Annotated in this window: 7 protein-coding genes; 2 read left to right on the plus strand and 5 right to left on the minus strand. The window is 72.4% G+C overall.

What is annotated here, in order from left to right; genetic code table 11:
• Positions 1-189 precede the first annotated feature (189 nt).
• Both pbpC and WBG79_RS25510 read right to left on the minus strand, forming a co-directional pair.
• Entirely contained in the window at positions 190-2,370 is a 2,181-nt protein-coding gene (gene pbpC, locus WBG79_RS25505; protein ID WP_337360058.1) for a penicillin-binding protein 1C, read from the minus strand.
• A gap of 66 nt (positions 2,371-2,436) precedes the next feature.
• Positions 2,437-7,641: an alpha-2-macroglobulin family protein gene (locus WBG79_RS25510; RefSeq protein WP_337360059.1), complete on the minus strand. Its 5,205-nt coding sequence runs from the start codon at positions 7,639-7,641 to the stop codon at positions 2,437-2,439.
• Between the two features lie 237 nt (positions 7,642-7,878).
• Between WBG79_RS25510 and WBG79_RS25515 the strand changes: the two genes are divergently transcribed.
• The gene (locus WBG79_RS25515) at positions 7,879-9,297 is read left to right on the plus strand and encodes a peptidoglycan-binding protein (protein ID WP_337360060.1); all 1,419 of its coding nucleotides are present in this window, start codon (positions 7,879-7,881) and stop codon (positions 9,295-9,297) included.
• Between the two features lie 166 nt (positions 9,298-9,463).
• Positions 9,464-10,858, plus strand: coding sequence for an MFS transporter (locus WBG79_RS25520; RefSeq protein WP_337360061.1), 1,395 nt, complete (start codon positions 9,464-9,466; stop codon positions 10,856-10,858).
• 4 nt (positions 10,859-10,862) lie between these two features.
• On the opposite strand, the gene phnN is transcribed toward WBG79_RS25520, so the two are convergent.
• The 3 genes from phnN to WBG79_RS25535 all read right to left on the minus strand — a co-directional run bounded on the left by phnN (position 10,863) and on the right by WBG79_RS25535 (position 12,953).
• The gene (phnN, locus tag WBG79_RS25525) at positions 10,863-11,468 is read right to left on the minus strand and encodes a phosphonate metabolism protein/1,5-bisphosphokinase (PRPP-forming) PhnN (protein WP_337360062.1); all 606 of its coding nucleotides are present in this window, start codon (positions 11,466-11,468) and stop codon (positions 10,863-10,865) included.
• A gap of 82 nt (positions 11,469-11,550) precedes the next feature.
• Positions 11,551-12,468, minus strand: a complete 918-nt coding sequence (locus tag WBG79_RS25530; RefSeq protein ID WP_337360063.1) for a DMT family transporter — start codon at positions 12,466-12,468, stop codon at positions 11,551-11,553.
• 146 nt (positions 12,469-12,614) lie between these two features.
• On the minus strand, positions 12,615-12,953 hold the full coding sequence (locus WBG79_RS25535; RefSeq protein WP_337360064.1) for a PilZ domain-containing protein: 339 nt from the start codon (positions 12,951-12,953) through the stop codon (positions 12,615-12,617).
• Positions 12,954-13,073 lie beyond the last annotated feature (120 nt).

The raw sequence follows: 13,073 nt of genomic DNA on the forward strand, positions 1-13,073 counted from the left end.
GGAGGCCGACTCCCGTAATGCCAAGTCGCGGTTGTGGGGTTCGGGCCCGGCGAAGGGCCGGGATGCCGTGACGGGCTGGTTCATTAACATTTCATCGCCACGTCGCTCAACGTCAAACTATGCAGCCGGCGTTGAGGACTCGTTGACCTCAGGGCGGATCCATTGAGCCCCGGCACGTGCTTGCTTCCCTCATTCGAGACGCACCCTGACCGTGGCGGTCGCCCCCTTGGCGTCGATGACGGAGACTTGCGCGAAGCCCGCTCCGTCCGGCTGCCAGAAGGCTGTGCGGCGGGTGTCCGGCGTGCCGACCGGGACGCCGTTGACGAGCCAGACGAGCGGCGGGGCGCCGCCGAGGGCCTTCAGGGCGAGCGGACCCGCGCTCTCGCGGCCGAAGCGCACGAGGCCGAGGTCGATGCGGGCGCCGTCGGGCGGGTAGGAGATCGAGAGCGCGGCCTGGGACGTAGCGGCGACCGTCTTGGGGATGTCCTTGCGGGTGTGGCGGAGCGGCGGCGGCAGGGTCGCGGTGGTGGCGGTCAGGACGTCGCGCGGCGGCGGGATTGCCTCCGGCGGCGTGCCGATGCGCGAGAAGGCGTCGAACAGGATCGGGGCGGCGACCAGCCGGCCGACGAGACCGGAGACGGGCGCGCCGTCCGGGCGGCCGGCCCAGACCGCGACGGTCCAGCGGCGGTCGAAGCCGACCGCCCAGGCGTCGCGGTAGCCGTAGGAGGTGCCGGTCTTGAAGGCCAGCACGCCCGGGCTGGCGTTCATGGGCGGCGGCGTGCCCTTCAGGATGTCGGCGACGTACCAGGCGGAGACCGGATCGACGAAGGCCGTGGCGTCGGCGTGCGGCCGTGCGGCGCCCGCGCGCCAGACGAGCGGCACCGTGTCGCCGCCGCGCGCGAAGGCGCCGTAGAGGCGCGCCAGGTCGACCAGGCGCACGCCGAGGCCGCCGAGCCCGATGGCGAGGCCGGGCGGGGCGTCCTTCGGCATCTCGATGGCCGAGCCCGCGGCCTTGAGGCGAGCCACCAGCCGGGCCGGCCCGACCGCGTCGAGAAGCTCGACGGCCGGGACGTTCAGCGAATTCTGCAGGGCGCGGCGGGCCGTGACGGTGCCGTGGAAGGACTGGTCGAAATTCTCCGGGGCCCAGGCGCCGTAGCGGGCCGGGCGGTCCTCCAGGATCGTCTCGGGATGCGCGATGCCGTTCTCGAAGGCGAGGGCGTAGATAAAGGGCTTCAGGGCGGAGCCGGGGGAGCGGAACGCACGGGCGAGGTCGACGGCCCCGGCGCGCTCGGCGTCGAAGTAGTCGGCCCCGCCGACATGGGCGGCGACCTCGCCGGTGGCGTTGTCGACGACCAGGATCGCCATCGACACCTTGGGCCCGAGCACGCGCAGCCGCGCCTGGGCGAGCGCCTCCAGGCGGCGCTGCAGGCGGCCGTCGAGGGTGGTGCGGTGGATCTTCTCGGACGGCCGCTCGGCGACCAGCTCCTCCGAGAGATGCGGGGCGACGACGGGGAAGGGGAGCCGGCCGGTCGGCACCGGTTCGGCCTTCGCCTCGGCGACCTCGCGGTCGGTCAGAAGGCCCTTGCCGCGGGCGCGGTCGAGGACGCGGTCGCGGGCGCGGCGGGCGAGATCGGGGCGGCGGTCGGGGCGGCGGACCTCGGGGGATTGCGGCAGCGCCACCAGGAGGGCGGCCTCCGCGTGGGTGAGCCGGCGGGGCTCCTTGCCGAAATAGGCGAAGCTCGCGGCGCGGACGCCCTCGATGTTGCCGCCCTGGGGCGCGAGGCGGAGATAGAGGGCGAGGATCTCGTCCTTCGTGAAGCGGTGCTCCAGTTCGAGGGCGCGGGCGACCTGGCGGAGCTTGGCGGCGAGCGTGCGTTCCTCGCGCGGCTCGATCAGGCGGGCGACCTGCATGGTGATGGTCGAGGCGCCCGAGACGACCCGGCGGTGAAGGACCAGCTGGCCGGCCGCCCGCGCCATGGCGCGCAGGTCGACGCCGCCGTGCTCGCGGAAGCGCTCGTCCTCGTAGGCGAAGAGCATGGCGAGGTAGGCGGGGTCGACGTCGGCCGGCTCCAGGGGCAGGCGCCAGCGGCCGTCCTCGGTGGTGAAGGGGCGGAGCAGATTGCCGTCGCGGTCGACCACGATGGTGGAGCGGAGCTCGGCCGGAGCGAGGTCGAGCGGCCCGAGGGAGGCCATGTAGTCGATCGCGCCCCTGGCGAGCCCGGCCGCCAGCGGGATCGCCACGAGGGCGAGGCCGAGCACGGCGGGCAGGAGGCGGCGGAGCGCCGAGGGACGGACGGCGGCGGGCGGGCGATCGGCCCGGCCGACCGGTCCTGGGCGGGTCTCCGCAGCCGGGATCGCGTCGAGGGTCATGGCGGGCGGCTCCTGCCGGGGCCTCCAGGGTCCGGAGCGGTCCGGGCCCGCGGGCCCCGGCCCGGCTCACTTCTTGGGCGTCACCTCCACGGTGCCGAAGGCGGTGCGGCCGAAGCGCTCGGGGCGGTACATGTCCTCGGCGGTCGCCGGGGGATGGATGTAGGTCCCCGGGGCGACGGCGCGGACGATGTAGGCGACGTGGAAGAAGGCCTTCTGGCTGGAGGTGCGGTCGAAGGCGGCGACGAAGCGGTCGTCACGGTACTCGGTGTGAGTCGGTTCGACCGAACCCTCGAGCCAGTCGAAGCCCTCGGTCTCGCTGCCCGCGACGAGCTTCGGGTTGTCGATCTCGAACCCCGCCGGCAGGTTGTCGACGACCAGCAGGTTGGCCTCCTGGGCCTTGTCCTCGGTGATCTTCAGCACGACCACCAGGCGGTCGGTCTGGCGGACCTTCGAGGGATCGACCTTCTCGCCGTCGAGCTTGTGGTAGGTGCGCTCCACCACGTAGCCGTTGGAGGCCGCCGGGTCGGGCACGATCGGGTGGCCCGAGGCGGTGACGATGAGCTGGGCGGGCACGTTGGAGGTGTTGACGACGGTCACCGGGTTCGCCTCAAGGGCGAGGCCCTTGAAGGTGCGGTAGTAGGCGCCGGTCTGGGCGGTGCCGTTGACGGAGAGCGAGAAGCGCTCGGCGTCCTTCAGCATGGCGTGAGCGGCGACCACCATCCAGGCGTTCTCCTGGGTGGAGGTGTAGACGCGCCCCGAGCGGACCTCCTCGACGATCGCGGAGGCGCGCTGGAAGCTCGCCAGGCCGTAGCCGGATTCCGCCATCATGGCGATGACGCCGGCGCCGTCGCGCAGCGTCGAGCCGTAGTCCATCCGGTAGGCCCGTTCGGCGCGGATCTCGGCGAGGCGGTCCATGGCGGACAGGAAGATCGGCTGCGCCCGGCCGCGGTCGCCCAGCATGGCGAGGGCGGCGCCGAGCTGGGCGCGGGCGAGCGGGGTCGTGAACTGCGACAGCTTCTGGTCCGCCATGTAGCGCAGGTCGCCGATCACGGGCCGGCCGTTGCGGGCCAGCACATAGGCCGCGTAGGCGATCTGGGCCGAGGTGGAGCCCGAGGGATCCGGGGCGTTGGCGAGGTAGTTGCGGAGCCGGTCGAGGGCGAGGTCGAAGCCGACCTTCGGAACCTCGAAGCCGCGCTCGCGGGCCCGCGTCAGGAAGTCGGTCACGAAGGCGTCGAGCCAGACGTCGTCGCCGCCGACGGACCAGAGGCCGAAGGAGCCGGTGGAGTCCTGGCGGCTCAGAACCTTGTCGATGGCGTCGCGGATCCGCTTGTCGATGGCCTCGTCGAGGGCGAGGTGCTCCTCGCGGGCGAGGCGGTTGACGTAGAGCAGCGGCATGGCGCGGCTGACGATCTGCTCGGAGCAGCCGTAGGGGTAGCGGTCGAGTTGCTTCAGGAGCGACGGCACGTCGAAGGCGCCGATCGGGGCGACCGTCATCGACACGACGCCGGTGCCGGCGACGAAGTCCGACAGGATGTCGGCGCCGAGCGTGATCGAGCCGTTCTGGGCCAGCGGCCGGACGGTCCGGCGGTAGACGGCGGGGGTCGCGGGCTGAACCTTGAGGACGAGGGATTGAGTGAGATCAAGGCCCTGGCCGGAGAACCTCACGTCGATCACGGCGGTGCCGACGCCCGCAGCCGTGACCGGGATGGTCAGCTCGCCGCGCCCGCCCCTGGCCAGGCGGAGCGTCGAGCGCAGGCTGTCGGCGGGAAGCACGACGGGGCCGTGGATGTCGAGGTCGACGGTGTAGTCGCCCGCCGGGCCCTCGACGTTGTCGACGGCCATGTGGAAGCGCGACCGGTCGCCGAGGGCGAGGAAGCGCGGCAGGGTCGCCTGGACCACGATGGGGTCGCGGACGATCACGTCCTTCTCGGCGTGGCCGACGCGGCCGGCCGACCAGGCGACGGCCATGACGCGGACGGTGCCGTTGAAGGTCGGCAGGTCGAACACGACCGTGGCGGTGCCGTCCGGCGCCACCTTGACGACGCCGGAGTAGCGGGCGAGCGGGGCCTCGCGCGGGGTCGGGGCCTCGTTGTTCGGGCCGGCGTCGCCGCCGGTCCGGATGGTGCCGCGCGTGCCCTGCATGCCGTCGATCAGGTATCCGTAGAGGTCGCGGACCTCGGTGCCGAGCTGGCGCTGGCCGAAGTAGTGCTTCTCAGGGTCGGGGGTCTCGTAGCCGGTCAGGTTGAGGATGCCGACGTCGACGGCGGAGACCACCACGTTGGCGCTCTCGCCGGGCGCCAGCCCGGCGAGGCGGACGGGGATGGTCATGGGTCCGCGCGGACGCATCTGCGCCTCGACGCCGAGGTCGAGCGCGATGCGGCGCTGGGCGGCGTCGACCGAGAACCAGGAGACGCCCAGGGCGCGCCCGGGCATGCGGTGGGCGGCCACGTCGAGCGGCCGGTGCGCGAAGGCGACCACGTAGGCGCCCGCGCCCCATTTCGGGGAGGCCGGGATCGCCACCGTCGTGCCGGCGGGGTCGACGTCGACGACGCGGCTCTCCTCGACGCGGTCGGAGACGACGAGGACCGTCGCCTTACCGGCGAAGCGGGGCGTCAGGCGAACCTTGACGTCCTCGCCCGCCCTGTAGGCGGTCTTGTCCAGGCGGACGTCGAGGACGTCCGGCGTGTCGGCCTTCTCGGCGCCGCCCCAGCCGACCGAGAAGGTCACCGAGGTGCGGGCGCCCGAGGGCTCGCGCAGATCGAGCCGGTAGGTGCCCCAGTCGACCGGGAGGGCGAGCCGGCCGGGGTCGCTCGAGCCGATGTCGAGGCGGCCGTCGAGCAGGCGGGTGGTGGAGGTGATCTTCTCGTAGTCCCACTTGCCTTCCGACCGGTACCACTGGTAGCGGCGGACGACGCGGGAGAGTTCCCAGGCGACGCCCTGGCGGGCGCGGCGCTCGCCGTCGGCGGTCGCGAAGGCGACGTCGAACTCGGCGGTGGAGCCGGCGTTCAGGTCGCCGTCGCCGAAGCGCTTCCTGACCGCGATGACGTTGCCGGTCGGCAGGATCGGCAGCGTGACCGAGCGGGCGACCGCGCGGCCGCCGGTCTCGGAGACGCGGAGCGTGATCTTGGCCTCGACGGGGCGGGAGGTCGTGTATTCGGGGATCGTGACGGAGACGCGGGCGTTGCCCTTCTCGTCGGTCGTCGAGGTCTCCTCGATCTCCTGGTTGATGGCCTCGAAGGTGTCGTCGTCGAGCCCGATGGTCCAGGCCTCGAAGCCGGGCACGGTCGTCTTCGGCGCGATGTCGAGCTTGATCTCGCCCGTGACGTCGAGCTCGGCGCCGGGCGCGCCGTAGAGGAAGCGGGCGTTGACGTCGATCTCGGCGGGGGCACCGGCGCGCAGCCGCTCGGCGGCCGGCTTCAGCGTGACGTCCAGGCGCTCGGGGACGTAGTCCTCCAGGAGGAACGTGACTTCGCCGATGGCGGGCCACTTGGGGTCGGCGAAGGCCTCCACGGTCCAGGTGCCGCGCGGCAGGTCGGTGAGGAGCGGCAGCGACCAGGCGCGGCCGCCGTCGCCCTGGTCCTCGACCACGGCGCGGCGGTACTCGACGCCGTCCGGCCGCTTCGCGACGAGGGTGACGGGCACGCCGCCGGCGGCCTGGCCCTTGGTGTCGCGCAGGAGGGCGGTGACGTAGACGGTCTCGCCGGAGCGATAGACGCCGCGCTCGGTGAACACGAAGGCGTCGAGGCCGGCCGGCGCGGTGCGCCCGGCGACGCCCCGGTCGGTCAGGTCGAAGGCCTGCCCGACGAGGTCGAGGAAGCCGTAGTCGCCCTTGCCGTCGACGGCCACCACGATGCCCGGGGCCATGCCGCCGGTACCGCGGGTGAGGCCGGGGTCGAAGGCGGCCATGCCCTTGGCGTCGGTTTTCAGGGTGGCCAGAATCTCGTTGTTCTTGGCGAGGAGGCGCAGTTCGACGCCGGGCATCGGCTCGGCGGAGGCGAGGGAGCGGACCAGGACCGTGACCCCGTCGCCCGACAGCGCGGTGAGGCCGAGGTCGGAGACGATGAACCACTGGGTGGCGCGGTTCTCGTAGTCGTCGAGGTTGGACCCTTGCGCCTTGGCGGTCAGGATGTAGACGCCGGCCTCCAGCTTGCCGACCGCCTCGAGGACCGGAAACGCGGTGGTGACGTCCTTGTTGAGCTCGGTCTTCACGTCCATCGAGCCAGACCAGACCTTGACGCCCTTCTCGTCGGCGATCTTGCCGGTCTGGTAGGCGTCGAGGTCGGACATGAACTCCTCGCCGCGGACCGTGGGGCCGAGGCTCCGGTCGCCGATGCGGAGGAGCTCCAGGTCGACCGCCTTGGTGTTCACCGTAACGACGGGCAGGCCCTCCTGGCCGGTGCGGGGCAGGACGTAGTTGCGGCCGGTGAAGCGGACCTGCGGGGAGCGGTCCTGCACGTAGGTGTCGTAGTCGACGGGCTTCAGCAGCTCCTCGCCGACCGCGGAGGGCAGGCCGGCACGGATGACGATGCCGTAGCGTTTGCCGTGCTCCAGGCCTTCTACGCAGAGCTGGTAGCCGTCGACGGTGATGCCCGGATTGGGGATGCCGGAGACGGTCACGTAGGGCGACCAGTCGACCTTGCCGCGGGCGAGTTCCTCGGTGAACTGGAAGCAGGCGCGCGGCAGGGCGGCGTTGTTGTCGACCGTCGCCTCGCTGAAGCGGAAGCCGTATTTCTCGCGCAGGTCCGTGTAGCGGGCGCGGATGTCGGCCACCTCGGCGAGCTTCAGGCTCTCCCGGTAGGCGTCGAGCGAGGCGCGCCAGTAGCTGCGGTTGGCCTGCACGAAGCCGAGCGTGGCGAGGGCGGTGGCCTCGTCGGCGCGGCCGGAGGCGCGCTGGTAGGCCATGTAGGCCGCGGCGGCGGCGTCGCTCTTCAGCTGGTAGGCGTCCGAATAGTTCTGCCGGAAGGCGTTGGCGGCGGCGCGGGCGTAACGGTTCCACAGGGTCCAGTCGCGCGGCTCCAGCGAGATCGCCTTGCCCCAGAGGTCGAGTGCCTGGTCCCAGTCGTTGCGGGCCGCGGCCGCGTCGCCGGTGCGCTTCAGCTGGTCGGCGGGGAGCGCGGGACGGGGCAGGGCCTTCAGGCGCCCTTCGAGCCGGACGCCGTCGCTCGCCAGGCTCTCGTCCGCGAAGCTCTTCTGGGGGGTCTGCGCCTGGGCGGGCGGCGTGCCGAAAAGGACGAGGGCGGCAACGGCGGCGGCGCGCAGGAACCGGATCATATGCATCTCCCAGAAAACGGCCCGACAGGATTAGGCTGCGATTGTTTCGCGCCGATTTCGTAGGGCTGACCGATCGGAAGCCGGGACTTCGGCGAGCTTGGGGCAATCGGCGGCGTCGAGACCAATCCGGTTCAGTACGGATGCCGAAAGCGGGGGCTGCCCCGCCCCTGCCGGACTCGACGAACCTGCATCCCTGGTGCAACACTTCCCCCGGGTGCGCCAGGAGTCCTCACGTCCATGTCTCTTCTCCTCCGGGCAGGGGCCACTGCCGCCGTCTTCGCGCTTTGCGCCACCGCAGCCTTCGCCCAGGTGCCCCCGCCGCCGCCGCCCTCGCCAGCTCCGAACCCGCTCATCGCGCCGGCGCAGGTCGCCTGGGACGCGCTGCCGCCGGAAACCCGCAAGGCGATCCAGGACGACCTCGTCTGGACGTCGACCTACCAGGGCACCCTGGACGGGACCTTCGGCAAGGGCACCTTCGACGCGATTCTCGCCTTCGAGCTGAAGGCCCGGCTGAAGCCGGACGGTGTCCTGGAGGAACGGGAGCGGGCCGCACTCGCCCAGGAGGCCGACAAGCTGCGCAAGCTCGTCGGCTGGCAGGTGGTGACGGATGGGCGCACGGGCGTGAAGCTCGGGCTGCCGGTCAAGGCCTTCGACCTGCCGCCGGCCGGGCAGGGGCGCGGCACCGTCTGGGCGCGCAAGGGCGGCGCCTTCACGCTGGCGACCGACCGCATCGCCGAACTCGACCTCAAGACGGTGTTCGACCAGCTCAAGGCCGACCAGCTCGGCCGCAAGGTCACCTATTCGGTGCTGCGCCCGAGCTTCCTGGTGGTCGCCGGCGAGATCGGGGCGGCCAAGAAGTTCTACACCCGCTACGGCCAGGCGGCGTCCGGCCTCGTCGGCTACACCTACACGTACGACAAGACGGTGCCCGACGCCGACCGGATGGCGGTCGCGATCGCCAACAGCTTCGATCCGGGCGCCTCCGCGGCCGCGCCCCAGCCGCCCGTGGCCGGCGGCGGGCCGACAGGGCCGGCAGCCGTGCCGCCCGAGCCCGCCAAGCCGCAGAGCCTGGCGGCGAGCGGCCTCGTGGTCGCGCCGGGGCGGGTGCTGACGGTCGCGCGCGCGGCGGACGGCTGCACGGCCGTGACCGTCAGGGGGCGGCCGGCGCGGGTCGCGCGGATCGACAAGGAGGCCGGGCTGGCGCTCCTGGACGGCGAGGCGCCCTCGGCCGCCGCGGTCCCGTTCCGGGCCTCGGCACCGGGCATCGCCGACATGCTGCTCGTGCTCGCGCAGACCGAACGGGCGAGCGGCGGCGGGCTCGTGGTGGCGCCGGGCGAAGCCGTCCCGGCGCGGGAGGGCGGCCGGGCGGCGTTCCGCGTCATGACGCCGCTGCAGCCCGGCGGGGTCGGGGCCACGGTAGTCGACCGATCCGGGGCGGTGGCGGGCTTCGTCTTCGCCGCCGCGCAGGAGACCCGGCGCGTCGCCGGCATCGTGCCGGAGGCGTCCCACGAGGTGGTCTCGGCCGCCGTCGCGGCGCAGTTCCTGGCCGCGTCGGGCGTGCCGGTTTCGGCCGCGGGCGGTGCGGGCACCAAGACGGCCGGCGAGATCGCGACGGCCCTCAAGGGTGCAGTCGTCCAGGTGGTCTGCAGCCGCTGAGGCGGGGCGGCCTCGTCAATTCGGCGGAGGCAGGGCGCGCTCCGGGAACCGGGCAGCTCCGCGTGCATTCGGGTTGCCAACGGCGCGTCCGCGTCGGACAAATCGGCGGCGGCACGCGCGATCCGCGCGTGGCCGCCGTCCCGACCTCGATCCCCGGCGTCCGTTCATGGCCTTGCCGCGCAGCCGTACCGTCCCGCTAATCATCGCGGCGGCGCTCTTCATGGAGCACCTGGACTCGACCATCATCGCGACGGCGCTGCCGGTGATGGCGCGGGATCTCGGGGTGCCGACGGTGGCGCTCAACCTCGCCATCACGGCCTACCTGATCTCGATGGCGGTCTTCATCCCGGCCTCGGGCTGGGTGGCGGACCGGTTCGGCGCGCGGCGGGTGTTCGTCACGGCGATCGGCGTGTTCGTCTGCGGCTCGGTCTTCTGCGGTCTCGCGCCGTCGATGCCCCTGCTCGTGCTCGGCCGCGCCTTCCAGGGGCTCGGCGGGGCGATGATGATCCCGGTCGGGCGACTGGTCCTGCTCAGGACGGTGCCCAAGGCGGAACTCATCCCGGCGCTCGCCTGGCTGACCGTGCCGGCCCTGATCGGTCCCGTGATCGGGCCGCCGCTCGGCGGGCTGATCGCGACTCACGCGTCCTGGCGCTGGCTGTTCTGGATCAACGTGCCGACCGGGGCGCTCGGCATCGCGCTCGCGCTCGCCTTCCTGCCGCACATCCGGGAGGAGGAGCGGACGCCCTTCGACACGACCGGATTCCTGCTCTCGGCGGTCGGACTGGCGGTCGGGGTCTTCTCCTTCGAGACGCTCGGGCGCGGCGTGATGCCGGTGCCGCTCAGCCTGACGCTGACGGGGATCGGGGCGCTCTTCCTCGCCGCCTACGTGCGCCATGCGCGCAGGGTGGCGCGGCCGCTGATCGACCTCGACCTCCTCCGCATCCCGACCTACCGCGTCGCCATCCTGGGCGGGTCCGTGTTCCGCCTCGGGATCGGCGCCATCCCGTTCCTGCTGCCGCTGCAGCTCCAGGTCGGCTTCGGCCGCTCGGCGCTCGAGTCCGGCCTCACCACCTTCGTGGCGGCCGCCGCCGCCATGCTGATGAAGTTCGGGGCCAAGACGCTGATCGGCCTGATGGGCTTCCGGACGACGCTCGTGCTGACCTCGGCGGTGGCGGGCCTGCTCACCACGTCGGTCGCCCTGGTGGGGCCGGCGACGCCGGTCTGGATCATGATGACGATCCTGTTCGTCGGCGGCTTCTTCCGGTCGCTCAGCTTCACGGCGATCAACGCGGTCGCGTATGCCGACATCGACCGCGAGCGGATGAGCCGCGCGACGTCGATGACCAGCATGGTCCAGCAGGTCTCGCTGTCGGCGGGCGTGGCGATCGCGGCGATGATCCTGCACGTGGTCGCCCCCGACGGCGCGGAGCCCACCAGTGGGCACATCTCGGTGGCGCTCGCCCTGATCGGGCTCGCCTCGGCGACCGCCTGCGTGGTCTTCATGCGGCTCGCGCCCGATGCCGGCGCGGCGATGACGGGGCAGAGCCGGGCGGCGGAGTAGAGGGTCAGGTCCGCTGGGCCGCGAGCTCGCGGACGACCTCGACGAGCCGCTCGGCCGCGATCTCCGGCGGGCCGACGTTCTGGATGACCACCACCGAGGGGGCGGCGGGCAGGGGATCGGCGGCCCGCTGCAGGCGCTCCAGGATCGAGGCCCGGTCCTCGCGCCCGCGCGCAGCGAGCCGGTCGGCGAGCACGTCCACGGGGGCCGTTACCAGCACGACCACGACCCTTGCGTATTTGGCGAGGGCGGCCGGGACGATGCGGCGCGAGACGTTGACGACCACCACCTTGCCGTCTGCCACGGCGTCGTCGGCCGAATCCGGAACCGCATAGCCGAGGCCGTGGGCCTGCCAGTGCAGCGCGGTGCGGCCGAGCCCGACGAGGAGCTCGAAGCGGGCCGGCGAAACGGCGTCGTTCTCCTCCGTCCCGTCGGGTTCGCGGGTGATCAGGCGGCGAGGGAAGACCACGTCCGGATCCCCGGCGAGCCGGTCGCGGGCGAGGCGGATCAACGTATCCTTGCCAGCACCGGAGGGACCGACGACCAGCACGAGCGCGCCGGGGCCGACCTTGACCGGCGCGACGTCGTTGGCGGGCTGGAGCTGCGGGTTCACGGGTGCGATTCCCCCGTCGTCGGTTGGGCTAGACATAGCACTGTCGTGCCGTCGTTCCATGTCGATCGGACGACAGGCCGTCTCACGAGTTGGCCTCGGGGTCGGCCGGCGTGTGCCGCGCGCGCGCGGCGGCGCTGTGCTCGCGCATGACGATCGAGACGCCGGCGCCGATCACCACTGCGGAACCGACGACCACGGTGGCGCCCGGCACCTCGCCGAAGAGCCAGAAGCCGTAGACGACCGCCCAGAGCATGGACGCGTATTCCAGAGGGGCGATCACGGAGGCGTCGGCGAGCCGGTAGGCCTGGGTCATCATGAGCTGGCCGACCCCTCCGAAGAGGCCGGCGGCGACGAGGCAGGCGAAGTCGAAGCCACTGGGGAGGACCCAGCCGAACGGGATCGTGGTGAAGGAGAAGAGGGTGCAGCCGATCGTGAACCAGATCACGATGGCGCCCGTCCGCTCGGTGCGCGTCAGGCGGCGGACCTGGGTCCCGGCGAGGGCGACGAAGATGGTCGAGGCGAGCGCGATCAGGGCGCCCTTGGCGGCCGTGTCCGATCCGAGGCGGCCAAAGCCGCCGAGGTGCGGGGTGAGCATGACGAGGACGCCCGCGAAGCCGAACGCGACGGCGATCCAGCGCTGCAGCGGCACGGTCTCGCCGAGCAGGACGCCGGCCAGCGCCACGGTCAGGAGCGGCGCCGCGTAGGAGATCGCCAGCGCGTCCGCGACGGGCAGGAGCTGCAGCGCCGCGAACCACATGAACATCGAGGTCACGCCGTAGAAGGAGCGCAGCATGTGGGCGAAGGGCCGGCGGGTGGCGAAGCCGTTGGCGAGGCCGTCCTGCCAGCCGACGACCAGAAGCACCGGCAGGGCGAAGAAGGAGCGGAAGAACACCACCTGGCCCGGAGGAACGCGATCCCCGACGACCTTGATTGAGGCGACCATGCCGGCGAAGACCAGCGTGGAGGCGAGTTTCAGGAGAATGCCGCGGATCGGGCTCATGGCGGGTCCGGAGGGGCCGCCCCGGCCTTGAGCGGACAGCAGGGTCCGGCGGGCGACAGGCCCCTGTTTGACCGGAGCCGGGCGGCGCGGCAAGGGCCCTGGCGGCAGGACAGCAATTCGCCGCAGCCGCGGACGGTGGTCGGGGCTCAGTCTAGGATCAGAGCGCCCTGCCGCGGCGCCGTGCCGGGCGCGACGGCGTCCGGGCGGACGTGGGTCAGGTCTTCCAGCAGGACGGGCGCTTCGAGGAACTTGGCGCCGAGGGCATGATGACGCCGCCAGATCGCCCGGCACCGAACCGGCCTGGCGAAGCAGTCCGCCTCGAGCGTGAAGTCCGCCTCGAACCCGTCGACGTGCTCGCCCACGAGTTGCACGCCTCCCTCGCTCAGGTCCTTGACGACGCAGCGGACACGGTGGTGCGGGTGCTCGCTGGTCGCGACGGCGTAGCGAAGCACCTTGCGGCGGTGTTCCTGGCGGCGTTCGGGCATGGCCGGGACGGCTCCTGGTTTCCCGGATCGTGCCGCCCGCCTCTTATCTGTGGGTTAATCCGATCTGTAATTCCATCACAGGTCGAAACGAAGCCCTGACCGTGGCGGTATCACCGGCGA

This window comes from Prosthecomicrobium sp. N25 (assembly GCF_037203705.1).
In the GTDB taxonomy this organism is placed as follows: Bacteria; Pseudomonadota; Alphaproteobacteria; order Rhizobiales; family Ancalomicrobiaceae; genus Prosthecodimorpha.